This window comes from Flavonifractor sp. An10, from assembly GCF_002161215.1.
Classification (GTDB): Bacteria; Bacillota; Clostridia; order Oscillospirales; family Oscillospiraceae; genus Flavonifractor; species Flavonifractor avistercoris.
On sequence record NZ_NFMB01000010.1, the window covers coordinates 142,630 to 167,533 of the forward strand.

Genomic DNA, 24,904 nt, shown 5'->3' on the forward strand with positions numbered 1-24,904 from the left:
GTCAAGGGCCTTTGGCCGATACAGTTCAGATCTCAGCTAACTTTTTTGTATGAGTTTAAGTCCGCTTCCTCTGCTTCTTCATATACCACAAATTGCTCGGCACCTCCCGAACATGAAGCAGACCGCTTCTGACGGAACCGTTTCCCTGGTTCATCCTTCGCTCTATCCGCCCGCCGCCTCTATTATGAGGCGAATATTTTCCATAGATTGTGGTGATATTTTCCCTCGTGAAATGCATTTCTGCAAGGCACAAGATATAAAAGGGGTGATAAACTTTCATATCTATCCAGCCTGATCAGTTTGGGTGCGGTAATCAAAAATTCAAAATATTATCAATTATTTATCGGAAACCACAATCCGATCTATTTCGCCACACATTGGGGGGATGCGAAATTGCGGCACCCGGGATTAATCCCGGGTGCCGCAAGCTATGGCATCTGCTTTCTAGCTTGTATACTCTTTGCACTTTATGTATAGCTCTCTTATAGCTCATTTTTTATTAGCAAGTTAAACAGCTCTAGCACAAGAAAGTCACATTGCATCGCAGGTAAAATCTTTTTATCGAAGTTATCGTTCACTTGCCTTATGACGGTCTTGTCCAATGTCTGTTCAACCGTGGTGCCAACTGCGGATGTTGCTGCGCCAATTCCTTCGCTCAGAGCGCCAATCCCATACATTGCTGCACCGCCTATTTTTTTGCCAAGGGAGAGAATGGGTGGTGGCCCAATCTTAATTTCCCAGGGGTTCGCTCTGGGAGACTTCGTTTCCCAGAGCGATGCAGCCCCTTCTTTGGCAGAGCTTGAAAAATCCCCGACGGCTTCGCTCAACTTTTGCGAAAGATAGTCCTGCCTGCTTTTAGGGCTATGGCCCTTCTGCCATGTTTCTATATCTTTTCCTTTGACACTGCTCATTCCAGAATTTTTATAGACCTCAACAATTTCTTCGCGCAAATTGTCATTGATATCAGGAATGGGGGAATAGTCTAAATAGATATAGGCTCCACTATATTCACTGCGAAGGATCCGAAAGTTGTATTTGCCTTTGTATATTGGCTTTTGGGCCACATTCTTCGCATCATTTGCCTCCTTTGAGGACGGGAAATAAATACAGTATTGACACCCATTCGGAGTGTCGGCAACCTCAACATTTATATCGAATAATTTGACTCGAAGTGCATTCGCACTTTTCTTTTCTATGCTGCTTTGAGGAGGAGATATGTAGACACGCAAACCCTGGACACCGATCTGTTCTGATGACGACGGCGTGTTAGATTCATACGTTGAAGTATCTTCTTGATATTCCTTCAGCTTAATATCGTTCAAATCAAAATCCGCGAAATCTGGTCGATACTTTCCGTTTATAAAATATTCTGCGCCCATATTATCAGCTTCCCACAAAACGTTCTCTCTTATTTCCCTCCGCTTTACAGCAGAGATCGGAAGATAGTCCAAGAGTTCCTGCATGTTGGGAGGAATGTTCCCTTTTTCAAGGCATCCGTCGATGGCACACAACTCAAATGCACACCTACAAAACGCATTTGGGTGACTTGCTTTCTCGAGCTGTTCTTTTTCAAACTTACTCTCCGGCGTACGCGCATGCAAAAGGCCAAGTATGCTTCGCCGGTATTTTTGAAAATCTTCTGTTTTGTTATTTTGAGATTTGTACTCGCTCAGAAAGTGTTGGAGGACTGCAATTTCTTCTGGTTCAAAGCTGTCAATTTCTTCTTGCAGTTTTATTTTGCTAACACAGGTGTGGTATAACTCTTTTATGACTTTATTAAGGTTCCCTATGAGAACCATATTTTGGTTCAACTTCTTGTTTAGATCCCTATAATTTTTTAGATATACTATCATAAAGAGCTGTTGAATCTGATTCAAAGATATGATGTCGGAGATCATCATCTTTCTGTCACCGGAGCCAAACGTTACCGCCCTCAGTAGGTTGTGGTACCATTTTTCACGTTTGACCCGCTGAAAATCATTGCTCTGCAAGTTAAAAATCTGGCGCCACGCCGCCTCTATATCCTCCATCGTCAATTTATTCACATCTACGTGGATATCGTTTATCGTACACTTCATCTTTTGTCTCCTCCCCACACCTCAAAACTTCAATTGGGCTGTTTTGTTGACCTCTTCTGTTAATCTGTCCAGATTTTCCTGCGTTTGGGCTTTTTGCCGTTCAACACTGCGGATCATAGTTATTGCCACCTGCGCAGTCTTCGCAGTTTCGGCCGAGGCCATGGCCAGTTCCAGTCGGGCTTTTCTAACGCCCATCATCCAATCCGTAGATCCGGCTACCGCAAAGCGGACCACTCCAACATAATTGACGCGGAGGACAAACATCCCGATATTTCCGCCGGAGCGGACAGCGGCATCCGCCAGGTCTATCACTTCCATAACCCCTGTTGAAATGGTCAGCATGCGGACGATCGTGCGGTTTTTGATGGGGAGCGTATTTTTCCAGTTGACCTTATGGAGGTCACCTATGCGCCTGACCTCATTTTCCTTGATTTCGCTAAACAGCCTCCGAATAAAATAGAACGCTCTCACAACACACTCATTTACAACCACCGGCAACGCCTGCCGTCCGAGCTCATGGGCGACCCCTATTTCTGTGCGCAGGTCAAATTTGATGGGTTCGACCACATTGCCGCTCGCATTCCGCCTGCCCAGCAGCGTGCCGTTAAACAGCTTGGAGATCCAGACCGAAAACTCCTTATAACCATTTTCATTCATCTTTCGGAATATCGGCAAGGCAGATATCTCTTTTAACAAGGAGACGATTGGCCCGGGAAGCCCTGTCCCCACCTTCCCCTCGACAATGGAGCCATAGGAGCCGGCCATGTCGCTGACCATATGGAAAACCCAGTTAATGACACCAAAAATCAATTTTTCTGGAAGATTCTTTCCGAGCAGGACAAGGTCATTTTCCTCCTTCAATGGCACGACCAAAAAATGTCCGGCAACGTCTGTTCCATAAACATTGCTAGTAAATTGCGTTAACATAGAAAAAATTAAGCCAACCGGTGTAGGGTGGTGTGAAAAGTCGCGGAGGTGGTGCGCGAAGCCCCCTCCAAAAGCATGTGTGGCCTTGTCTGCGGCAATCGGGAAGTTTTCTTCCAGATATTTTACGGCTCCCGCCAAATCATCCCCGCCATATCCACACATTTGCGCTACCTTGACCACAAATTTCTCCACTTGTTTATTGCCCCACTGATTGGCGCGTTCTATTGAAAATTCACCGACCCAAAGTACATCAATGATTCCGGCAACGATCCCGCTTGCTGCCGCTACGGCGTAATCGACACCGTCTGCGGTGTTTGTAAGCCGCCCAAGTTCTCCAAGTGTTTCATGATAGGCGGTCTCGAACTCAGTCACTTTCTGGTCATGGTTATCGGGAAAACACAAATCATACTGAACACAAAGGCCCTCACAATCGGCAGTATGGGTGTAATGAGTCGTATTCATACGGCTATCCCTCTCCTTCTATATAGTCCCCCTGGCTCCTCAGCCACATCTCAATCCCCTTGCCGAACACCTCAGCTTGGACAGTATAAGCTCCGTCGTGCTCCTCCAGGATCTCCGCCGTGGGGAGGCGGTCCAGTACCGACTCAATGGAGGGCCCGGTGTAGACAAACTTCACGGTCTGGAGCTTTCCGCCGTACATGAACTGCACCCGTTTGCGGAACTCTCCCTCCTCAAAGCGGCCGCGGTAGGGTACGACGAAATGTTCATTAAGCACTTGAAAACTCTTGATCCGGTCCAACCGGTAGATGGTGGGAAAGAGGTCATCCGGGTTCTCAAAGTCTGTCCTGTCCTCCAGGAATGCCGTTAGATAGAAATAGTACTCGGAGAACATGAGCCCCACCGGCTGAACCCGCCGGCTCACCAGCCTGGGCTCCTTCATACGCTCGTAGGTGATCTCCATGACCTGCCGGTGCTTCACCGCTTGACCGATCTCCCACAAACCGTCCAGGATGTGTTTCCCGTGATGGGGCTCCACATAGTGGTGCTTCTCATTGGCGATCAGCTCGGTGACGGCCCGCTTGCTCTCCTCCGGCACGCAGCAGTCGATCAGCTTGTCCAGGATGGGCATCATCTCGTCCCGCCGCATGGAGCGGCTCTCCAGCAGGATCTTGCACACCGCCAGGATTTCGCTGTTGCTCAGCCCCCTCGGCACACTGTTGACCAGCTTGTAGGCCCGCTCGCGGCGGTCATAGACCACATCCTGGGGCAGCCGCTGCTCGGCCAGGAAGCACCGCAGAGACTCGATATCCCGCTGGATGCTCCGCACAGCCACCCCGTATTCCCCGGCCAGGGCAACCCGGTTCAGCCCCTCTCCGGAGAGCAGGCGGGCATAGATCGCCAGCAGACGAGCAGACTTTGCCTCCGGCAGATAGTCCAAAGCACTCCCCTCCCTCATGCGCTTTCTGTCAATTTTTTATATTTTATAGATATAATAATCTCATTATCAAGTCATGTCAATCGCTGTCTTTCTTGGGTAACATAGATCACAGCGAGGTGATGGCATGAAGCCAGAATATGAACCGGAATACCGCCAGATCGGCCTGAAGATCGCCTACTACCGCAAGCTCCGGGGCCTGACCCAGGAGCAGCTTGCGGAAAAGGTGGAGCGCACCCCCGCCTTCATTGGCCATATCGAGGCCCCCAATATCAGCAAGGCGGTCTCCCTGGATACGCTGTTTGACATCGCCTCGGTACTGGATGTGCCGGCCTACAAATTCCTTCTGTTTGATGAATAAGCTATTCTGACTCTAGTGTAGCAGATCAAGAGGACATCTGTTGTCACTCTGGAAAATTCCACGGAAAATTGTCAAAAGTCGCGGCTGCCTGGCCAACAACACAAAAAAGCGCACTACGCAGGGAAAATTTTAGGCTGTCCCAAAAGTCTCAGGAGACTTTTGGGACAGCCTTTTTCTGCGCCTGCTCAGTCATGCGCTTCGATAAAGTGATCGATGGCCGCGCACAGCAGGGCCACCGCCGCCGCCAGAACTGCTGCTGTCAGCTTTTCCAGCGCCTCTTTGCGGCAGTTCACCCGGTTCACCCCGCCACTGTGGCGCAGGCTTTCCGAAGCAGCTGGTCCAGCAACTCCATAAGCAGGGCCCGAAGCATAGTGAGAAGTGTTTTCAGCATGTGTTTGCGCTCCTTTCCCCCAAAATAGAAAGATACCGGAAAGCCACTGCTGCGCTGAACGGGCGGTACTTTCCGGCATCTCGTGAATATAATATATGGACAAAAGGGACAGGAAAACCCAACAGGGGATTAAATAACCAAAGGGAGGTTTTGAAAGAAATGTGGGACAGGAACGATCTTGCGCTTTTGGAATCGGAAAAGCTGGAGCGGCTCCCTGTCATGCTGACCCCGGCAGAGGCCATGGACATCCTGCACGTTGGGAAGAACACCATCTACCGTCTGCTGGCCTCCGGTGCCTTACAGGGCATCCGCATCGGGCGGAGCTGGCGGATCTCCGGAGATGCCCTGGAGTACTTTATGCTGGGCGTCCCCGATGACAATCTGCGCTAGAATTTTAGGATGTCAGGCGACACCTTGAGCACTGTCTCTTCTTTTCCATTGAGCTTTTTGCGGTAATCATAGCGGGCATATCCGCCGTTTGACGGCGTATACTGCGGCTGAATCAAGCGGTTTGGGAGCAGGCAGCTGTCCCGAAACTTTTTGGCTGAACAGCTCAGCAGGACGCCCTGTCGGCGGCAGAAATCCTGGAATGCGTCCCAGTAGGTCTGATACACCAGGTAGATTCCGTCCTGTTCCTGTCCAAATAGGACATTTGCATGCTTGGCCGGATTCTGGAGCAGCTGCTTCACAAATGCCGCAAAATGCGCCGTGGTTACTCCGCCGATTTCCCGGTAGAACGCCTGAATGAGTTTCTCCAGGCGTTCTACCTTTTCTCCTTTCTGCTCCAGTGTCGTACGCAGAAAATACAGAGTACCTAACAGGCACGCCAGCTGGTCCTTTCGGGTCTCCTCGCCGGAGACCGCGCCGAGGTCAGCCAGTGCTCTCTGGCAACTTTCTCGGAGCCCTTTTTTCACCTTGGATGCCGGCTGGCTGTCGATGGCCCGCAAGCACAGGCGGTAATACTCCATGACAGCTTCATGTCCCTTGCGGGGAATACCCCAATTCCATCTCCTGCATAGGTCCTGGCAATTCTCCAAGGGTACATCGAGAGACAGGCACTGCTTTTTTGCATAGCTCCGTTTAGGCGGCAGGGCCGGGAGGAGGACCGACAGCCCGTATCCGTTGCAGAGATAGTCCAGGTCCGCCTTTTTCAGGGCAATGACCGGCTCACCATCCTTGGTGATTCGGTATTCAATGGGATCAGAGGGCTCTTCCTGCTTTTTAAAGTTGAAAAGGACTGTTGGAAACCCCAAATTTGCCCAACTGCCGATAGGTGGCAGCCTGTCATAGCGGCATCTGAATTTACTATATTCAGCCCATTCCTCCTCCCCCATCTCCTTCATCCAGTCCCGGAAGTCACACCAGTAATGCGCCTGCTGTTCCAACACCCACAGCCCTTGTGTATCCTCTTTGCCGTATTCCTTGCTGGTATCGAGAAGGAGCTGCAGCACAAAGTCCGTGCTGTGCGGCAACTTGCACAGTGTAAAAAGCGCCTTACACAGGGAAAATACGGTGGCCGCAAACCAGATGCCATCCGTTGGATATTGCCGGATGGGCAGCAGATCATCCATATCTCTCCCGGGGTTCAACTCCGGCCTCAAAGCCCAAATACAACAAAATCGCCCGTCGTGACCCCTTGCCCAGCCAGTGACTATTTCCCCACGCGCTTTGGAAAGAACACCGCATCGGCTTAATTCATCGATATAGCACGCAAAGAACTCCTCCAGCTTCTGCCGTGGAAGCGTAATTTCATCGTTCCCTTTCTGACCCGCTCGGTTTCGGGCCTTATAAAAATATTCCGCGAGCTCCTCATAGGAGGTGATGGTATTATCCGTGTACAAAACACATTCCACCTTGTAATATCTCTCCTCCCCTTTCCCGCCCGCAATCGGTTTTGCTGTAAAAATCCAAAGGCCTTTCAGGAATGGGAACTTTCCGTTTTTCCCATTTTCCATATAATCAGACTCGCTTCCAGGGATAAAGAAATACCTGCACTTCTGCTTGTTGTTCCGGCTTTGGAGGCAGCCGGCACGGAACGCAAGCCCAACCTGCTTTGCCGCCTGTTTGGCTGCATAGGTGAGTTGGTCAAATTTCGCTGCGTTCAATCTGGCCTCGGCATCTTTCTCTACATGATCCTCCTGTATATTCCGGATGATATCTCTACATTGAAGTTGCTTTTCCAGCGCCCGCATAAGAACCACCAAACCACAAAAATTTTTTATATTATATTTTCATTTCAACCAAATCTTATTATTAAAAGTTGAAGCGCCGTCTCACGTAAATCTTAAAATGGACGCATCTCCTTGCCATAAAAAATCAGACCTCCGGGGACAGAGCATATCATACGCACCCTATGTCCGGTGATACAACTGCCTCAAACGAACGGTGTTTACTTTTTCATGAGCATAGTACAGCGTCTTAACGGGGACCCTGGGTGAACACGATTGGCTCTTACATGGCCATGAGTTGTTCCCCTGGCGTAATGTAGACCCCATAAATCTATCTAAAGGAGTTTTTTATATGGGAAGTTCAAGAATTTATACCTTAAGAATACTCGTTTCCGACGACGAGAAATTAGCAGTTGAACATGCCGCAGCTGACTTTGGCAGCTGTGTCTCCGTCTACGTCAGGCACAGGCTACTCGATCAGGAAAAACCACAACTCACCGGAAAAGAACGTCAGAACACGGTTGCGGCACTCTGTAATCTGTGCAGGCTGACCGGGGAAATTTCCGGCGAGGCGCTGCGGGCGGACATTGAAAAGGAGGTGGCCGAACTATGGCGACTTTTAGAGTGATCCATGGCCCCCAAAAGTACCACGACGATGGAACTTACGCGGATCTGATACGCTATGTGACATCTCCACAAAAGGTCAGGCCCGGCGGTGTCATTGGCGCCGCGGTGCTCCCCGAGGTGGCGGAGCTTGCCATGGAAGCAGTCACCGCCGCCTATCATAAAGAGAATGGAGTTAAGCTGAGACACACCGTCCTCAGCTTTGACTCGGAAGAACAGATGGATTTCCAGACTGCAAAGGTGGTCGCACAGAAGATCATGAAATTCTACGATCCCCGTTACCAACTGATAGGTGCAATCCATGAGGACAAACCTCATCTTCATATCCATTTCCTGATGAACTCCACCAATTACCGAACTGGCCGCAAGTACTATGGGACCAAACAGGATTACTATGCTAACCTCAAGTATATCAACACCGTCACCGAGGAGCATGGCATCCACACCATTGCTGCGAAAGGCGAAACAGAGTAATTTTCTCATTGGTCGATTTTCATAGATCCTCGTATGTCATTACCGAATATACTCCGGCTACAACCACATATTATTTTAGAGAATGCACTCAGAAAGGAAGGTTCACTATGAAGACAGCCGCACATCCACAGCAGACGAATTTGCAATTTACTTGGCGGGTATCCCGCTGCTTTGACGGTGACAAGACTCCGGAAGATCTGCTCCGGGCACTGATTCAGGCCCACAGCAAGTAACCTTTGATACATAACTGCGACGGAAAGGAGGTGGGCGGTCATGGAAACCTGGAAGACAGCGGCGTATCTGCGCCTGTCCCGGGAGGACGGCGACAAGGTAGAGAGCGACAGCATTGCCAACCAGCACAAGCAGCTGGAGCAGTATCTGGCGGAGCATCCGGAGCTGGAACTGGCGGACTACTATGCGGACGACGGCTATACCGGCACCAACTTTGACCGCCCCGCCTTCCGCCGCATGGAGGAGGACATCCATCAAGGGAAGGTCAACTGTGTGCTGGTGAAGGATCTGTCCCGCTTCGGCCGGGACTACATCGAGGTGGGACGCTATCTGGAGAAGGTTTTTCCCGCACTGGGGGTGCGCTTCATCGCCGTCAACGACCACGTGGACAGCGAGCGGGGGCGCTATGATATGCTACTGCCCATGAAGAACCTGTTCAACACCCAGTACGCCCGGGACATCTCGGACAAGGTGCGCTCCGCCATCCACACCAAGCAGCGGCGGGGTGAGTTTGTGGGGGCCTTCGCCAGCTACGGATACCAGAAGGACCCGGACAACCACAACCATTTGTTGATTGACCCTCCGGCGGCCCAGGTGGTACAGCGGATCTTCGACCTCTTTGAGCAGGGCGAGGGAAAAGTCAGGATCGCCAAGCTGCTCAATGCGGAGGGGGTTCCCAGCCCCAGTGAGTACAAGCGGCTCTCCGGTGAGCGCTACCACAACGGCCGGCGGCTGGGACAGGCCACCTACTGGACCTACGCCACGGTCCACCGCATCCTGCAAAACCAGATGTACGTGGGGGATATGGAACAGGGGCGCGCCTTACGCCCCACCATGCACGGCAAAGCAAAACAGAAGGCGCGGGCAGACTGGACGGTGGTTCCCCACACCCACGAGGCCATCATTGACCGTGCCCAGTGGGAGCGGGTGCAGGAACTGCTGGGCAAGCGGACCCGCCAGTTGAATTTTGAACAGAACCAGAGCCCCTTCGCCGGCTTCCTCCGCTGCGGCGACTGCGGGCGGGCCATGGTCAAGACCCGGAGCGCCGGCGGCATCTATTACAGCTGCGGCTCCTACAAGCGCTATGGCCCCACCGTGTGCAGCAAGCACAGCATCTCCCACAAGGTGCTGGAGGAGATCGTGTTGGCGGATCTCAATCGCATCATCGCCGCCGTCCAGGACTGGAAGAAGCTGGCCGACGAGCGGGCGGAGTGCCCCCAGCGGAATTTTCAGGCGGAGCAAAGCCGGCTGGAGATCAGTCTGGAGCGGATACGGGAACGCAAAAAGCGCGCCTATGAGGACTACCAGGACGGCCTGCTGGGCCGGGAGGACTATCTCCGTTACCGGGAGGACTATGAGCGCCAGGAGAAAACGCTCAACGCTCAGCTGGAGCAGCTCGCCCAGGCCGGGGGGTCCGACCCGCTGCACCACCCCTGGGTGGAGGCACTGCTCCGCTACGGGAAGCTGACCGAGCTGGATCGCGTCACCGTGGCGGAGACCATCAAGCAGATCCGGGTCTTTGGGGATGGACACATTGAGATTACATATACCTTCTCCAATGAACTGGGGCTTCTGGAGGCATAGGACGGCAGTTTGCAGGATCAGCAGCTGCCGTCCCCCTGCCTTCCGTCAGTTTGCGTTCTTCATTTTTTGTCCGCATACTACACAGATTTCGCCTTCAAATATAGCACATTCGGTTTCAGGCCGCAATCTTTTGTGTTATCCCTGTGCATTTTTGAAAATTTCGTCTAAATATTATCTTCATGAATATCCCGAATGTAAGCGGGGTGAAAAATCATGGAGGTAATGACTATGCGTGAACAAAGAACCTGCGGACTGTGCGATGAGCCCTGTCCGGCCGAAGAACTGCACTCCTTTGACGGCCTGGAGCTCTGCCCGCACTGCCTGGACGAGCGCACCCTGACCTGCGAACACTGTGGGGAGCGTATCTGGTCGGAGGACAACGCCGGCAGCTCGGACACGCCTCTGTGCCAGAGCTGCTTTGACGACCACTACACCCACTGCTGCCGCTGTGGGACGCTGCTGCACGAGTCCAGCGCCTACTATGCCGAGGACGACGATTACGACGAATACCCCTACTGTGTGGCCTGCTACCAGGAGCGGTACAAGGACAATCCCATCCACGACTACTACTACAAGCCGGAGCCTATCTTCTGCGGAGAGGGGCCCCGGTTTTTTGGCGTGGAGCTGGAGATCGACGGAGGCGGCGAGGTAAAGGGCAACGCCCGCTCGCTGATGGAGGTCGCCAATCGAGACGCGGAATTTTTCTACATCAAGCACGACGGTTCCCTGAACGACGGCATGGAGCTGGTGACACACCCCCTGTCCCTGGATTGCCACCTTCACAAGGTTCCATGGGCGGAGCTGTGCCAAAGGGCGGTCTCCCTGGGCTACCTCAGCCACCGGGCCACCACCTGCGGCCTCCACGTCCACGTGAGCCGCAAAGCCTTTGGGGCCTCAGAGCGGACCCCGGACGAGGCCATCGCCCGGGTGCTCTACTTCTTTGAGAAGCACTGGGAGGAGCTGTTGAAATTCAGCCGGAGAACGCCCAGGCAGCTGGAGCGGTGGGCGGCCCGCTATGGTTACAAGGAACAGCCCATGGAGATCCTGGACTTCGCCAAGAAGGGCTACCACGGAGGCCGCTATACCTGCGTCAACCTCCAGAATGCCGCCACTGTGGAGTTCCGTATGTTCCGTGGGACGCTGAAGGCAAACACCATCCTTGCCACCCTGGAGCTGCTGGATCGCATCTGCGATCTGGCGGTCTGCCTCACGGACGAGGAGTTGAAGACCGTGCCCTGGACCTCCTTTGTGGCCGGTATTCCGACGGAGAGGTTCCCGGAGCTGGTTCAATACCTCAAGGAGCGGCGGCTCTATGTGAACGAGCCGGTGGAAGCGGGGGTGGAGGACTGATGTGCTGCCTGTTTGGACTGATTGATTATAGCCACCGCCTCACAGGACGACAGAAGGGGCAGCTGATGCGTGCCCTGGCGGTGGAGAGTGAGGCCAGAGGCACCGACGCCGCGGGGGTGGCCTACAACTCCGGCGGCAGTCTCCACATCTGCAAGCGCCCCGGACCAGCCCACAAGCTGAACCTCTTTATCCCGGAGGATGCCTATGTCGTTATGGGCCACAGCCGCATGACCACTCAGGGAAAGGCAAAATTCAACCGGAACAACCATCCCTTTGCCGGGAAGGTGCCCGGCACCAAGTTTGCCCTGGCCCATAACGGAGTTCTGTATAATGATCACGTCCTCCGGCAAGAAAAGAAACTGCCCAGAACCAACATCGAGACGGACAGCTATATAGCTGTCCAGCTCATTGAACAGCAAGGAGCCCTCACACCGGCCAGCCTGAAAACCATGGCGGAGGCGGTGGAGGGCTCTTTTGTGTTCACGGTGCTGGACGAGCAGGACAACTTCTACTTTGTCAAGGGGGACAATCCGCTCTGCCTGCTCCAGTTCCCATCTCTGGGGCTGTATGTCTATGCGTCCACAGAGGCCATTCTGAGGATGGCCCTGAACGACCTCTGGCTGAACCGGGAGCCCTCTAAAAAGATCACGGTGGACGGTGGAGAGATCCTCTGGATCACACCGGATGGGGCCCGCCTGTCTGAACACTTTGCCTGGGAGGGCATCTGTTTTTCAGGTTGGTATTTCAACCGGAGGGGAGCCCGCTTGTGTGTGCCTCATGCCAGCCGGGTGGAGCGTCAGTATCTGCGGCAACTGAAAAATATCGCGGCATCCTTCGGCTATGGTGGGGAGGAAATCGACGCCATGCTGGCCGACGGCTGGACTATCGACGAGATCGAGGAGATGCTGTATGACTGTGGAGGGGAGGATCTGACATGTTTGTACTGATGATTGAACCAGGGAAAGTGCCCCGGCGTCTGGAGTTGAACCACCGTCTGGAGGAGATGCAGAAAGTCGTGGGCGGTTCCATCCAGATCCTCTATCCCTTTGGCGAACCGGTGGCCCTGGTGTGCAGCGAGGAGGGGAAGCTGCTGGGTCTGCCGCTCAATAGAGCTCTGCGGGACGCGGACGGCAGAATCTATGACATCGTGTGCGGCGCCTTCTTCCTGTGCGGAGCCCCGCCGGACAGCGACACGCTGGAGAGCCTGACCGAGGAGCAGGCCGCGCGCTATGAAAAGCGGTTTGCCCGCCCGGAGCTGTTCCTCAACATCGGCGGACGTATCCTCTGCCTGCCGGATCAATAACGAAGGTTTTTGGAACAGGGGCCGAAAGGGATTAAAATCACCCTCTCCGGCCCCTGTTTTCGTCCCAAAACCCGTACCAAAATCTATGCCGCAATACCCATACCTTTTTGAAACTGGAGGAAGCAATATGGAATCCATTTTGAAGTGGCTCTTTGAGAGCGAGTTAAACATCCCCATGGAGCAGGAGGAGGCGTACCAGTACGCCGAGGCGGGGGAGAGGGTGATCGATGCCAGGGAAGATATAAACGTCCGCATCCCCCAGGAGCTCCGGGAGAAGTGGCAGACGTTTCTGGACAGGCAGGACAGCTACCACGAGTGGGAGCGGCGGATGGAGTTCGACCGGGGCTTCTACCTGGCCGTCCGCATCATCCTGGAGCTCCTGCGGGGAGGGATGAAGCTGTGAACCATCAAAAGATCGGCTATGCCAGGGTATCCACCACAGACCAGAACCTGGAGCGGCAGCTGGATATGCTCCGCCAGCAGGGGGCGGAAATCATCTTCCAGGAGAAGATGACCGGCACCAAGCGGGACAGGCCGGAGCTGAACAAGCTGCTCTCCCACATAGCGCCGGGGGATACGGTCATTGTGGAATCACTGTCCCGGCTGGGTAGGAGCACCAAGGATCTGATCGAGCTGGTGGAACTGGTGAGGGAAAAAGGCGTACAGCTGGTCAGCCTCAAGGAGCAGATCGACACCAGCACGCCCACCGGCAAGCTGCTGTTCACCCTCATGTCCGCCTTGGCCCAGTTTGAGCGGGATGTGATCGCAGAACGCACCCGTGAGGGCCTGAGAGCAGCTAGGGCCCGCGGTAGGAAGGGTGGAAGGCCCAGGTGCGACCAGCATAAGCTCCAGCAGGCGTTGAAGCTCTACGCGGCCGGAAAGCACACCATGGCGGAGATCGAAGAGCTGACCGGCATCAGGAGGACCACGCTCTACCGGGCAGTCAAAAGAATGTAAGTGTATCTCTGGTTTACGTATTCTGGGCTTTATAGAAGGCCCTCTATGTCCAGCTGGAACAGTTCTCCCAGACCGGGGAATCCAACCCACTGCACCAGCCCTGGGTGGAGGTGCTGCTCCGCTATGGGAAGCTGATCGAGCTGTGGCTTCTGGAGACGAAGGGAGGGATTACGGCCTGAACCGTAATCCCTCCCGACTTATTTTGAAAATTCAACTTCTTTTTTACAAAATCCGATTGCGTTTGCAAAGAAAAGTTGCTAAGCCGTTTGTAAATCAAAATAGGAGCGACATCCCATGCTGTCATCAGAGCTGCTGGAGTTTGTCAAAACGGTTTGCAGACAGAAGGATGTGAGCAGAGATTTCCTGTGCCTTATGCCGGCGGCAGGTTCCTACACAGAGGTACGCCTATGTCCCGCAGAATCACGCAAGATCCCTATCATCAAAAAGGGGACGCTCCAGCTGGAGCGCCCTCTTGATGGTTAACTCTGTACTCTCTTTACTCCACGATATTCTCGCAGAAGTCCATCAGGATTTGTGCCACTTCTACGCGGGTGGCATTGCCGATGGGGATGAGGATGCCGTTGCCCTTGCCGTTAAGCAGACCGGCATTCACAGCCCAGGTCACGCCCTCCAGTGCCAAGGCGGAGATGTCCGCATAGGAGGTCGTTGCCCACACCGCTCATCACCCGCCGCAGTTGCCGCAGCCCTGGCAGGCATGGGTCTCCGGCTCCGGGCCGGTGGGCGCGTCTGCCGGTTCTGGCTGCAAGAGGGCAAGGAGCAGGTGAATATTTCAAGTGGACAGTGACGGGTAAAATAATCTGCTTCATACAGCGACCTCCTTCAATAAATTTACTGTTAAATATTCGTGCAAAATATTGTTTTCTTCGTGCAAATGGAATATACTAAAAGTGCCAACAGAAAGGGGTTGATGATATGGCTGGAAATACTACAAACATCAGCATCCGCATGGACACGGATTTGAAGGCACAGGCCGACGCCCTGTTTGCGGAACTCGGCATGAATTTATCCACGGCGTTCAACATCTTCGTGCGCCAGTCGCTTCGTGAGGGCGGCATTCCCTTTGAAGTGAAGCTGGAACAGCCCAACAAGGAAACAATTGCTGCCATGCTGGAAGCGGAAAGGATTGCAAAAGATCCGTCTGTAAAGGGCTACCAGGACCTTGACGAGTTGTTTGCCGACCTGAAAAAATGAGGAAAACAAAGTACACCGTCAAGTACACAACCGGCTTTAAGAAGGACTACAAACGGGCAATCAAGCGCGGCCTGAAAATCGAACTGCTGGAGCAGGTCGTGGCGCTGCTGGCGATGGGCGAACCGCTGCCGGAGAAGAATCGCGATCACGATCTGTCCGGCGATTGGGTGGGCCATCGGGAATGTCACATTCTCCCAGGCTGGCTGCTCATTTACCGTATCGAGGATGATGTGCTGGTGCTAACGCTGGCCCGTACCGGGTCGCACAGCGACTTGTTCGGCAAATAAACCGTCTGCCGCTGTATGGGGAAACCTGTACGGCGGTTTTTCTGTGTGTAACAACACAAGCCTTTCAATGCTACCTCCGACGATTCAATTTTGTCGTTGGAAATAATGCTCCTACCCCTGAGCTTAGACTTCTGACCGGATAAAGGGAGTTCTGCGTAATGATGCAGAACTCCCTCTGGCTTTATCATTCGGTGTAAATTTCGACTTGTTTTTTACATCAAAATGCGCTATAATTCTCTTGAACTCCACACTGGAGGTGTGATGATGTACCGAAAGATCACCCAGTATCTTCTGGATTGGAAAAAGAGCCCCTACCGCCGGCCGCTGATTTTGCAGGGGGCGCGGCAGGTGGGCAAGACCTATGCTCTTCTGGAGTTTGGAAAGGCTCACTACGAGAACGTAGCCTACTTCAATTTTGAGACCAACCCCGGCTTAGCCAGCGCCTTTGACGAGAGTCTGGAGCCCTCCTACCTGGTTCCGCTCCTCTCCCGGTTGGCGGGACAGAGCATTGTGACGGAGAAGACCCTGGTGATCTTTGACGAGGTGCAGCTCTGCGAGCGGGCTCTGACCAGCCTGAAATACTTCTGTGAGTTGGCCCCAGCCTATCATATCATCGCCTGCGGCAGTCTCCTGGGGGTGGCAGTCAACCGGCAGAAGTTCTCCTTCCCTGTGGGCAAGGTGGATATGAAAACCCTGTACCCCATGGATCTGGAGGAGTTCCTGCTGGCCTGCGGCGAGAAGGAGCTGGTGGGACAGATCCGGGACTGTTTTGCCCAGGATACCCCCATGCCCGCAGTCCTCCACGAGACGGCGCTGAACTACTACCGGCAATATCTGCTGGTGGGCGGTATGCCCGACTGCGTCAGCAAATTCATTGAGACCCACGACTATGTCCTGGTCCGGCATATCCAGGACACCCTTCTGGCGGCTTACCTCAACGACATGAGCAAGTACAACAAGGAGAACGAAACCAAGAAGACCCGGCTGGTTTATGACAATATCACCGTCCAGCTCTCCAAGAAGAACACCCGTTTCCAGTACAAGCTGGTCAAGAAGGGCGGGCGGGCCTCGGAGTTTGAAAACGCCATCGAGTGGCTGGTCCTCTCCGGAATCGTCACCCGCATCTACCGGGTGGAGCAGGTCAAGAAGCCCCTGGAGAACTACCGGGACATTGACGCCTTCAAGACCTATGTCTCCGATGTGGGCCTGCTGTGCGCCAAGAAGGAGATCGTCCCGGCGGACATTCTGTATCCCACCCACGAGCTGGACGACTTCAAGGGCGGGATGACAGAGAACTACGTGTGTACCCAGCTCACCGCCAGCGGCTATACCAGCTACTACTGGACAGCGGAGCGGGGCGGATATGAAATCGACTTCCTGATCCAGCGGGAGGGTGCCATCCTCCCCATCGAAGTGAAGGCCGGGGAGCACACCAAGGCCAGGAGCCTGGAGGTCTATCAAAAGGCCTTTCAGCCGGAGCAGTCCGTCCGGCTGTCCACTAAAAATTTTGGTCTGGAGAACGGGCTGAAATCGGTGCCCCTGTATGCCTGCTTCTGCATCTGAATGAATCGCGGCCCCTGGAGCCCTAGAGCCCCAAGGGCCGCTATCTTACATCACCCTGGGGCAACGAGGACACCCAGCAGCTCATCGACATTCTGGGCCGGTACGACGTAAAGGCCACCTTCTTCGTGGTGGGGGAGTGGGTGGACAAATATCCGGAGTCGGTGAAGGCCCTGTCCGACGCGGGCCACGAGGTGATGAACCACTCCAACACCCACGCTCACTTCTCCCAGCTGTCCACCGACGAGATTATCGCCGACGTGACCGCCTGCAACGACAAGATTGAGGCGGTCACCGGCGTGCGCCCCACCCTGATCCGCCCGCCCTACGGGGAATATGACGACCACGTGATCACCGCCATCCGCTCCATGGGCATGGAGCCCATCCAGTGGGACGTGGACAGCCTGGACTGGAAGGAGCTCTCTGCGGCGGAGATCACCGAGCGGGTGACCTCCAGGGTGCAGCCTGGCTCCATTGTCCTGTTCCACAACGCGGCCCTCCACACGCCGGAGGCCCTGCCCGGCATCCTGGAGGCCCTGCTCCAGGAGGGGTACACCTTTGTCCCCATCTCGGAGCTGATCCTCCCCGGCGCGTACAACGCCGACTACACCATCGACCACACCGGCCGGCAGTGCCCGGCCCGGTGAGGAGGCGGCTATGGAACAGCTCCGCGTTGGTATTTTGGGCTTCGGCAACCTGGGCCGGGGGGCGGCGGCGGCCGTGTCCCAAAGCCCCGACATGGCCCTGGCCGGCATTTTCACCCGCCGGCCGCCGGAGCAGGTGGCGGCGGAGGCGGGGGGAATGCCGGTCTGCCCCGCCGCCCTGCTGGAGGAGGGCGGGCCGCCGGTGGATGTGCTCCTCCTCTGCGGGGGCAGCGCCGGGGATCTCCCCCGGCAGAGCCCCCGGTACGCCGGGCGCTTCCACATCGTGGACAGCTTCGACACCCACGCCCGCGCACCGGAGCACTTTGCCGCCGTGGATGCCGCCGCCCGGCGGGGCGGCAGGGCGGCGGTGATCTGTGCCGGGTGGGATCCCGGCCTGTTCTCCGTCCTGCGGGCCCTGGCCCTGGCGGCCCTCCCCCGGGGGGAGAGCCACACCTTCTGGGGGGAGGGGGTCAGCCAGGGGCACTCGGAGGCCGTCCGCCGCCTGCCCGGCGTCCTGGACGCCCGGGCGTACACCGTGCCCATCCCCGCCGCCCTGGAGGCCGCCCGGGCGGGGGAGGGGGCGGAGCTGACCCCAGGCTCGATGCACCGGCGGGTGTGCTATGTGGCGCTGGAGGAGGGGGCGGAGCCGGAGACCGTCCGGCGGGCCATCGTCACCATGCCCCACTATTTTGCGGACTACGACACCACGGTGCACTTCGTCGCCCGGGAAGAGCTGGCCCGTGACCACACCGGCCTGCCCCATGGGGGGCTGGTGCTGCGCACCGGCCGCACCGGGCGGGGGGAGGCCCACCGGGCCGGCCTGGAGTTCCGGCTGCGCCTGGACTCCAACCCGGAGTTCACCGGCGGCGTGCTGGCCGCCTGCGCCCGGGCCGCCTGGCGGCTGGGTCAGGCGGGGGAGTACGGCTGCAAAACCCTCCTGGACATCCCGCCCGCCCTGCTCCTGCCCTTTGACCGGGGGGAGGAGGGGTACTGGAAGCTGATCTGACCGATCCCCGCGCAAAACAAAAAGCCCGAACCCGGCTCGGCCGGGTTCGGGCTCAGCATGTCAAAAAACCTTCCTCGGGGGGAAGCCTCGCAGAGTTCCGTCATCCGCAGATGACGGAATAAAATCAAAATCCGTCATTTCCGGGGACACCAACCTTTCCCGCGCAGCATAGCTGCGCGGCCTACGCTAAAAATGTGCCACCGGCACATTTTCTTTACGCTGCGGCCTCGGAAATGACACTTCTCGTGACGGGATGGGCGAGCATTTCGCCAGAAATCGAGTCCCTTCGGTCATGCAGCCTTCCTCGAAAAAGTGGCTTCGGCCACTTTTTCGACGGCCTCAGCCCTTCTTCTTGGAGGCCTCCCGCATGCGGGCCGCGTGATCCAGCAGGCGCTTGCGCAGGCGGAGGGACTTGGGGGTGACCTCCAGCAGCTCGTCGTCGGCCAAAAACTCCAGGCACTGCTCCAGGCTCATCTGCCGGGGGGGCGTGAGCCGCAGGGCGTCGTCGGAGCCGGAGGCCCGCATGTTGGTCAGCTGCTTCTTCTTGCAGATGTTGACGGAGATGTCCTCCTGCTTGGGGGTCTCGCCCACCACCATGCCGGCGTACACGGGCACGCCGGGGCCGATGAAGAGCACGCCCCGCTCCTGGGCGTTGAACAGGCCGTAGGTGACGCTCTCGCCGGTCTCGAAGGACACCAGGGAGCCGGAGTTACGCCGCTGGATCTCCCCCTTCATGGGTGCGTAGCACTCGAACACCGAGGCCATGATGCCCTCGCCCTTGGTGTCGGTGAGGAACTCGTTCCGGTAGCCGAACAGGCCCCGGGAGGGCACCAGGAACTCCAGCTTCATCCGCTCGCCCACGGGGGTCATCTCCAGCAGATCGCCCTTGCGGGCGCCGATCTTCTCGATCACCGCGCCCACCGCGTCGGCGGGCACATCCACCACCAGCCGCTCGATGGGCTCGCAGGTCTTGCCGTCGATCTCCTGGTAGAGCACGCGGGGCGGGGACACCTGGAACTCATAGCCCTCCCGGCGCATGGTCTCGATGAGGATGGACAGGCTCATCTCGCCACGGCCGGCCACGTTGAAGGCGTCGGTGGAGTCGGTCTCGGTGACCCGGAGGGACACGTCCTTCAGCGTCTCCCGGAACAGCCGCTCCCGGATCTGGCGGGAGGTGACGAACTTGCCCTCCCGCCCGGCGAAGGGGGAGTCGTTGACCGAGAAGGTCATCTCGATGGTGGGGGCGGAGATCTTCACAAATTCGATGGGCTCGGGGGCCTCGGGGGCGCAGATGGTGTCGCCGATGGTGATGTCGCCGATGCCGCTCATGGCGATGATGTTGCCGGCGGTGGCCTCGGTCACCGGCACCCGGCCCAGGCCGTCGAACTGATAGAGGGCGGTGGCCTTGGCCTTGCGGGGGGCCTCGTCGGGGGTGTGGAAGTTGCACACCGCGATCTCCTGGTTCTGGCGTACCACGCCCCGCTCAATGCGGCCGATGGCGATGCGGCCCACAAACTCGTTGTAGTCGATGGAGGACACCAGCATCTGGAAGGGCTTGTCCACATCGGCCTCGGGGGCGGGGATATAGTTGAGAATGGTCTCAAACAGGGGCACCAGGTCGGTGCCGGGCACGTCGGGGGAGTAGGAGGCGGTGCCCTGCCGGCCGGAGCAGAACAGGGTGGGGGACTCAAACTGCTCGTCGGTGGCGTTGAGATCCAGCAGCAGCTCCAGCACCTCGTCCATCACCTCGTGGATGCGCTGGTCGGGGCGGTCGATCTTGTTGACCACCACGATCACCTTGTGGCCCAGCTCCAGGGCCTTGGACAGCACGAAGCGGGTCTGGGGCATGGGGCCCTCGGCGGCGTCCACCAGCAGGATGACGCCGTTGACCATCTTCAGGATGCGCTCCACCTCGCCGCCGAAGTCGGCGTGGCCCGGGGTGTCCACGATGTTGATCTTCACGTCCTTGTAGTGGACGGCGGTATTCTTGGCCAGGATGGTGATGCCCCGCTCCCGCTCCAGATCGTTGGAGTCCATGACCCGATCCACCGTGGCCTGGTTCTCCCGGTAGATGCCGCCCTGCTTGAGCATCTCGTCCACCAGCGTGGTCTTGCCGTGGTCGACGTGGGCGATGATGGCGACGTTTCTGAGATGTTGATCCTGCATGTTCTCTCGTTCCTCCTAAAACTGACAAGGACTATCCTGCGGCGCCCCGTCCGATCACGGCGCGGAGCGGCTGTTTCACTGGAAATATGCGTCGAAGCCGGAACCGGATGGCTCCGCCTTTCATAGGCTCGACCACTTATTATACCGTAGAAAAATGACCTGTGCAACTTCTTTTGCCAAAAAATCAGCCGAAATTCCGGGCAAAATCCCTCGCCGGCGTTGACAGATGCCGCGAATTGGGGTACAATTATCCGGTATCTCCTCCGGAGAACAGAAAACCTCACCTGCCCTGGTAGCTCAGCTGGATAGAGCGTCCGCCTCCTAAGCGGAAGGCCGCTGGTTCGAATCCAGTCCAGGGTGCCAAAAAAGGAGCCAAAACTATCTGTTTTGGCTCCTTTTTGCATTGCTGGCACCAAAGGCAACCCCCGGCTAAGCCGGGGGTAAAAAAGTAGCTTATAGCGAGGAGGAAAGTAGAAAAAGAAATGTTCGGTTGGATATTAGTGAGATTGAGCCCGAGAAAGTGATGCTTTTATCGAATATACAACTGGCCTGTATAAATAAGGATGGCATATTTGCGTGTTTCAATCCCCAGGCCAACAAAATTATTGTTTTACAAACATCAGGCATGGGATGAATATCATTAGCGAGTAAAATCAGAGACGCCATTGAGAAATTGTATAGCCAGAGCTATTTCTGATTCAAAAGGGTCGCGGCACCCGGGGCCTATCCCGGGTGCCGCAATTTCACATCACCCCAGGGTGATGTGAAATTGCGGCCCTTGGGGCTCTAAGGCTCCAGGAACCGCTGCCCGCTTCTGGTAAAGCCGGATAAAGCCTCATAAGGCGTCTGTACCTTTCTGCCGCCGGAGGAAAGCTGTCGCATTTCGCGGAAATCCGTGCTATGATAAAGGGAGTTGGCGGCATTCTATCCAGCCGCAGGGAACCGAGGTACAGGGGGAGGCATGTTTGACATGAGTGTGACGGTGGCGGATTTATTGAAGCTGCCCAGCCTGCGCAACGCCCGCCTGGCGGCGGGGAGGGGCGGGCTGGACAGGCCGGTGTCCTCCATCTCCGTGCTGGAGTACGCCGACGCCAATGCCCTGCAGAGCGAGCTGTTTGAAAACAACGAGTTCTACGGAAGCGAGATTGTGATCACCGGCTTCACCAGCATTCCCCGGGATGTGGAGGCCCAGTGCGCCAACATCCGCCGGCTGGCCGGGGCGGGGGAGGTGGGGCTGATCCTGTTCTATGTGGGCATCTTTATGCCAAAAGTAGACCGGGAGCTTGTCGAGCTGGCGGACAGCCTGGACTTCCCCCTCATCGTCATGCCGGAGAAGCAGATGAACCAGCGGTACTCCGAGGTCATCTGCGAGGTGATGGAGGCCATCTTCCGGGATCAGAACTCCGCCGCCGGCCTGGTGGGGGACATCCTCCAGCGCATGTCCCTCCTGCCCGAGCACCAGCGGACGCCGGACACCGTGCTCCGGCTGCTCAGCGACCGCATCCGTGCCTCCGCCGCGCTGTCTGACCGCGCCCGCCATGTGCTCAGTGCGGCCAACTGGCCCCGCACGCTGGAGTTCCGGCCGGAGCAGGTGCTGCCCGCCCTCCCCGCGCTGCCCCAGCCCTGGGGAGCGCCTATGGAGCTGGAGGGCGGCCGGTTTCAGCTCTACCGCTGCTCCCTGTCGGATACGGCCTCCGGCATGGAGCTGTTCCTGCTCAAGGAGGGGACGCCCCTCTCCCCGGAGACGGCCCGCCAGTCGGCGGAGGTGGTACGCCTGGCGGTGAACCTGTGGGGCCGGGGCCACGACCGGGAGGTGATGAGCGAGCTGGTGCGGGCCATCCTGCGGGACGAGCCGCTGAAGATGCGCCGCCTGGCGGACATCTTCCACGTGGACGTGGCCTCCATCCACAGCATGTGGGTGCTCCACAGCCTCCGGGCCCAGGGGGACTTTCCACGGGATGTGCTGCCCCTGGTGCTGGAGGCGCTGTCCCACGCCTGCGGCGCCCTGGTGGCGGACGCCTATGAGGGGGATGTGGTGGCCTTTATGGACTGGCTGCCCGAGGCGGCCGGCGCGGAGACCATGGCGGAGGCCCTCTGCGCCCAGATGGCGCAGGCCGGGCTGGACGGCGTGCTGGTCACCTGTCAGGATCTCACCACCACCGCCGACGTGCGCCGGGCCTATCTGGCCATTCGGAAGGCGCTGCCCGACGCCCTCCGGATCTGGCCCGGCCGGGGCCGGTACACCCTCCGGGAGATGGAGTTCGCCCAGACCTGCCGGGAGACGGTGGCCGCCGGCGAGGCGGCGGTGCAGCGGGCCCTGGCCCCCCTGGAGCCCGTCCGGGCCCTGCGGGAGGGGGCGGAGCTGGTGCACACGCTGCAGCTCTATCTGCTGGACACGGATCGGAGCGTCACCCAGACCGCCCAGGCCCTTTTTGTCCATAAGAACACCGTCAAATACCGGCTTCAGCAGCTCGGCGCCAGGCTGGGGCACCCGGTGGCCAAGTTCCCGGAGGCCTTCGGGCTCTATACCGCCTGCGCGGTGGAGCGCCTGCTGGAGGGCTGAGGCTGGCAGGCAGGGCTGTCTCATTGTCCCAAGGGACAATGAGACAGCCCTGTTTTTCTGCCTGGAAACCAATTACTTTTTTGCTGTAAAGAGTTAAAATATTCCTCAAACCAGCGATACGCGCTGGATCGAGGAGGGATTTTCACATGAACAAGCAATCCGGCTTTGAGATCAAAGCGGAACAGCGGCAGAGCTGGCAGTCCATCGCCCTGGTGTGGGCGGGGGGCATGATCTGCGTGCCCTGCCTGATGGTGGGCGGCGTGCTGTCCGGCGGGGGCCTGCCCCTGCCCCACATTGTGGCCGCCATTCTGATCGGCTACGGCCTGATCTGCGCCTACATGATCTTCATCGGCATGGCGGCCTGCGACACCGGCCTGCCCGTCTCCGTGCTGGCGGAGGGAGCCCTGGGCCGCAAGGGCGCCCGGTATATCATCAGCACCCTGCTGGCCATCGCCTGCGTGGGCTGGTTTGGCATCCAGTCCGCCACCTGCGGCCAGGCCTTCGCCACCATGACGGCGGACATGCTGGGGCTGGGGGCGGCCAGCCCCGCCATGGTGGTGGTCTCCTCCATTGTGTGGGGCGTCATCATGCTGGTCACCGCCTGCGCCGGCTTCAAGGGCCTGAAGTGGCTCAACTACCTGGCGGTGCCCCTGCTGGTGGTGGTGTGCCTGTACGGCCTCATCGCCGGCATCGTCCGCAATGACGGCGCCTCGGCCATCATGGCCTACGCCCCGGAGCAGTCCTCCGGCATGGTGTTCGGCATCTCCATGGTGGTGGCCTCCTTCGCCCTGGGCGGCGTGATCTCCGCCGACTACTGCCGCTTCGCCAAAAGCCGGGCGGACGTGGTCAAGTCCTCCATCCTGGGCGTGATCCCCGCGGGGCTGTTCATGCTGCTCACCGGCGCCCTCATGAGCATCGTCACCGGACAGTACGACATCTCCGCCATCCTGGCCAGCCTGGGGGTGCCCCTGTTCGGGCTGATCGCCCTGGTGCTGGCCACCTGGACGACCAACGTCACCAACGCCTACTCCGGCGGCCTGGCCCTGAGCAACCTGCTTGGCTTTGACGAGAGCAGGTTCAAGATCACCACCGGCATCGCCGGCGGCATCGGCACCCTGCTGGCCGCCTTCGGCCTGCTCAACGCCTTCCAGGGCTTTTTGTCCCTCATGTCCGCCCTGATCCCGCCCCTGGCCGGGGTGATCATCGCCGGCTACTGGGTGGTGGGCCGGGGCCGGCTCGACCGCTTCCAGCGGCGGGAGGGTTTCTCCGCCCCCGGCGTGATCGCCTTCCTGGCGGGAGCCGTCCTGGCCTGCATCACCGGCGGCACCTTCGCCAGCTTCCCCGCCCTGGTGGCCGCAGCCCCCTGGCTGAACATCCCCTTCTTTGTGGGGCCGGTGAACGGCATTGTGGTATCCCTGGTGCTCTATATGGTGCTGGACAAGCTTATGCCCGCCCCGGCCCCGGCCGAGGCATGACAGGCATAAAACTTCATGCGCCTGGGGTGCACCACGAGCACAGGCAAACGCTGGGGAGCATGAAGTTTTTGCGCATGTGGGCCGTCCCGGCCCACGCGCTTTGATTCCATGGCCGTGCCGCTGAAGGCGGCACATGGCCATATCTGC

General features: G+C 57.4%; 23 protein-coding genes, 1 tRNA gene and 1 pseudogene. 19 read left to right on the forward strand and 6 right to left on the reverse strand.

The features are described 5' to 3' along the window. Positions 1–482: 482 nt before the first annotated feature. The 3 genes from B5E42_RS16880 to B5E42_RS16890 are packed head-to-tail and all read right to left on the reverse strand — an operon-like array spanning position 483 to position 4,404. Positions 483–2,078, reverse strand: coding sequence for a hypothetical protein (locus B5E42_RS16880; protein WP_087241800.1), 1,596 nt, complete (start codon positions 2,076–2,078; stop codon positions 483–485). 21 nt (positions 2,079–2,099) lie between these two features. Beyond that, complete coding sequence (locus tag B5E42_RS16885; protein WP_087241802.1) at positions 2,100–3,467, reverse strand: hypothetical protein; 1,368 nt, start codon at positions 3,465–3,467, stop codon at positions 2,100–2,102. Positions 3,468–3,471: 4 nt separating this feature from the next. Next, complete coding sequence (locus tag B5E42_RS16890) at positions 3,472–4,404, reverse strand: WYL domain-containing protein (protein ID WP_242967204.1); 933 nt, start codon at positions 4,402–4,404, stop codon at positions 3,472–3,474. Between the two features lie 124 nt (positions 4,405–4,528). Here B5E42_RS16890 and B5E42_RS16895 point away from each other — a divergent pair, with 124 nt between their 5' ends. Together B5E42_RS16895 and B5E42_RS16900 are read left to right on the forward strand one after the other, a co-directional pair. Next, positions 4,529–4,762: a helix-turn-helix transcriptional regulator gene (locus B5E42_RS16895; protein ID WP_087241806.1), complete on the forward strand. Its 234-nt coding sequence runs from the start codon at positions 4,529–4,531 to the stop codon at positions 4,760–4,762. Between the two features lie 550 nt (positions 4,763–5,312). Further along, positions 5,313–5,543, forward strand: coding sequence for a helix-turn-helix domain-containing protein (locus B5E42_RS16900; protein ID WP_141242564.1), 231 nt, complete (start codon positions 5,313–5,315; stop codon positions 5,541–5,543). Here the strand turns inward: B5E42_RS16900 and B5E42_RS16905 are convergent. Further along, on the reverse strand, positions 5,540–7,345 hold the full coding sequence (locus tag B5E42_RS16905) for a hypothetical protein (RefSeq protein WP_087241808.1): 1,806 nt from the start codon (positions 7,343–7,345) through the stop codon (positions 5,540–5,542). The genes B5E42_RS16900 and B5E42_RS16905 overlap by 4 nt on opposite strands. A 328-nt stretch (positions 7,346–7,673) precedes the next feature. On the opposite strand from B5E42_RS16905, the gene B5E42_RS16910 reads away from it, so the two are divergent. The 9 genes from B5E42_RS16910 to B5E42_RS16945 all read left to right on the forward strand — a co-directional run bounded on the left by B5E42_RS16910 (position 7,674) and on the right by B5E42_RS16945 (position 13,844). Next, on the forward strand, positions 7,674–7,949 hold the full coding sequence (locus tag B5E42_RS16910; RefSeq protein ID WP_087241810.1) for a hypothetical protein: 276 nt from the start codon (positions 7,674–7,676) through the stop codon (positions 7,947–7,949). Beyond that, positions 7,931–8,419: a relaxase/mobilization nuclease domain-containing protein gene (locus tag B5E42_RS16915; protein ID WP_087241811.1), complete on the forward strand. Its 489-nt coding sequence runs from the start codon at positions 7,931–7,933 to the stop codon at positions 8,417–8,419. The genes B5E42_RS16910 and B5E42_RS16915 overlap by 19 nt, the downstream gene beginning before the upstream one ends. 107 nt (positions 8,420–8,526) lie before the next feature. Next, entirely contained in the window at positions 8,527–8,652 is a 126-nt protein-coding gene (locus B5E42_RS19920) for a hypothetical protein (protein ID WP_255397047.1), read from the forward strand. Positions 8,653–8,692: 40 nt separating this feature from the next. Next, on the forward strand, positions 8,693–10,234 hold the full coding sequence (locus B5E42_RS16920; protein ID WP_087241813.1) for a recombinase family protein: 1,542 nt from the start codon (positions 8,693–8,695) through the stop codon (positions 10,232–10,234). 228 nt (positions 10,235–10,462) lie between these two features. Beyond that, positions 10,463–11,584: an amidoligase family protein gene (locus B5E42_RS16925; RefSeq protein WP_242967205.1), complete on the forward strand. Its 1,122-nt coding sequence runs from the start codon at positions 10,463–10,465 to the stop codon at positions 11,582–11,584. Continuing rightward, entirely contained in the window at positions 11,584–12,531 is a 948-nt protein-coding gene (locus B5E42_RS16930) for a class II glutamine amidotransferase (RefSeq protein ID WP_087241817.1), read from the forward strand. Before B5E42_RS16925 ends, B5E42_RS16930 begins: the two co-directional genes overlap by 1 nt. Further along, on the forward strand, positions 12,519–12,887 hold the full coding sequence (locus B5E42_RS16935) for a DUF3846 domain-containing protein (protein ID WP_087241819.1): 369 nt from the start codon (positions 12,519–12,521) through the stop codon (positions 12,885–12,887). Before B5E42_RS16930 ends, B5E42_RS16935 begins: the two co-directional genes overlap by 13 nt. Positions 12,888–13,014: 127 nt before the next feature. After that, complete coding sequence (locus B5E42_RS16940) at positions 13,015–13,290, forward strand: DUF6809 family protein (RefSeq protein ID WP_087241821.1); 276 nt, start codon at positions 13,015–13,017, stop codon at positions 13,288–13,290. Next, the gene (locus B5E42_RS16945) at positions 13,287–13,844 is read left to right on the forward strand and encodes a recombinase family protein (protein WP_087241823.1); all 558 of its coding nucleotides are present in this window, start codon (positions 13,287–13,289) and stop codon (positions 13,842–13,844) included. The genes B5E42_RS16940 and B5E42_RS16945 overlap by 4 nt, the downstream gene beginning before the upstream one ends. 496 nt (positions 13,845–14,340) lie before the next feature. Here B5E42_RS16945 and B5E42_RS16955 read toward each other — a convergent pair whose 3' ends face one another. Then, positions 14,341–14,520 carry a hypothetical protein gene (locus tag B5E42_RS16955; RefSeq protein WP_087241827.1) on the reverse strand — a complete coding sequence of 60 codons (180 nt, stop codon included), beginning with the start codon at positions 14,518–14,520 and terminating at the stop codon, positions 14,341–14,343. Between the two features lie 257 nt (positions 14,521–14,777). Here B5E42_RS16955 and B5E42_RS16960 point away from each other — a divergent pair, with 257 nt between their 5' ends. The 5 genes and pseudogenes from B5E42_RS16960 (at position 14,778) to B5E42_RS16980 (ending at position 18,553) form a co-directional block, all read left to right on the forward strand. Then, positions 14,778–15,056, forward strand: coding sequence for a type II toxin-antitoxin system RelB/DinJ family antitoxin (locus tag B5E42_RS16960; protein ID WP_087241829.1), 279 nt, complete (start codon positions 14,778–14,780; stop codon positions 15,054–15,056). Next, positions 15,053–15,343: a type II toxin-antitoxin system YafQ family toxin gene (locus B5E42_RS16965; RefSeq protein ID WP_087241831.1), complete on the forward strand. Its 291-nt coding sequence runs from the start codon at positions 15,053–15,055 to the stop codon at positions 15,341–15,343. Before B5E42_RS16960 ends, B5E42_RS16965 begins: the two co-directional genes overlap by 4 nt. Before the next feature lie 264 nt (positions 15,344–15,607). Further along, entirely contained in the window at positions 15,608–16,906 is a 1,299-nt protein-coding gene (locus B5E42_RS16970) for an ATP-binding protein (RefSeq protein ID WP_087241833.1), read from the forward strand. Between the two features lie 74 nt (positions 16,907–16,980). Then, a pseudogene (locus B5E42_RS16975) lies at positions 16,981–17,550 on the forward strand (polysaccharide deacetylase family protein); the annotation flags it as partial. A 10-nt stretch (positions 17,551–17,560) separates the two neighbouring features. Continuing rightward, positions 17,561–18,553, forward strand: coding sequence for a diaminopimelate dehydrogenase (locus B5E42_RS16980; protein WP_087241835.1), 993 nt, complete (start codon positions 17,561–17,563; stop codon positions 18,551–18,553). A gap of 339 nt (positions 18,554–18,892) precedes the next feature. Here B5E42_RS16980 and typA read toward each other — a convergent pair whose 3' ends face one another. Next, positions 18,893–20,719 carry a translational GTPase TypA gene (gene typA / locus B5E42_RS16985; protein WP_087241837.1) on the reverse strand — a complete coding sequence of 609 codons (1,827 nt, stop codon included), beginning with the start codon at positions 20,717–20,719 and terminating at the stop codon, positions 18,893–18,895. A gap of 286 nt (positions 20,720–21,005) precedes the next feature. On the opposite strand from typA, the gene B5E42_RS16990 reads away from it, so the two are divergent. The 3 genes from B5E42_RS16990 (at position 21,006) to B5E42_RS17000 (ending at position 24,757) form a co-directional block, all read left to right on the forward strand. Next, positions 21,006–21,082: transfer RNA gene (locus B5E42_RS16990), tRNA-Arg, on the forward strand. 607 nt (positions 21,083–21,689) lie between these two features. Further along, the gene (locus B5E42_RS16995) at positions 21,690–23,282 is read left to right on the forward strand and encodes a PucR family transcriptional regulator (protein WP_162614013.1); all 1,593 of its coding nucleotides are present in this window, start codon (positions 21,690–21,692) and stop codon (positions 23,280–23,282) included. A gap of 146 nt (positions 23,283–23,428) precedes the next feature. Then, positions 23,429–24,757, forward strand: coding sequence for a cytosine permease (locus tag B5E42_RS17000; protein ID WP_087241841.1), 1,329 nt, complete (start codon positions 23,429–23,431; stop codon positions 24,755–24,757). Positions 24,758–24,904: the final 147 nt, after the last annotated feature.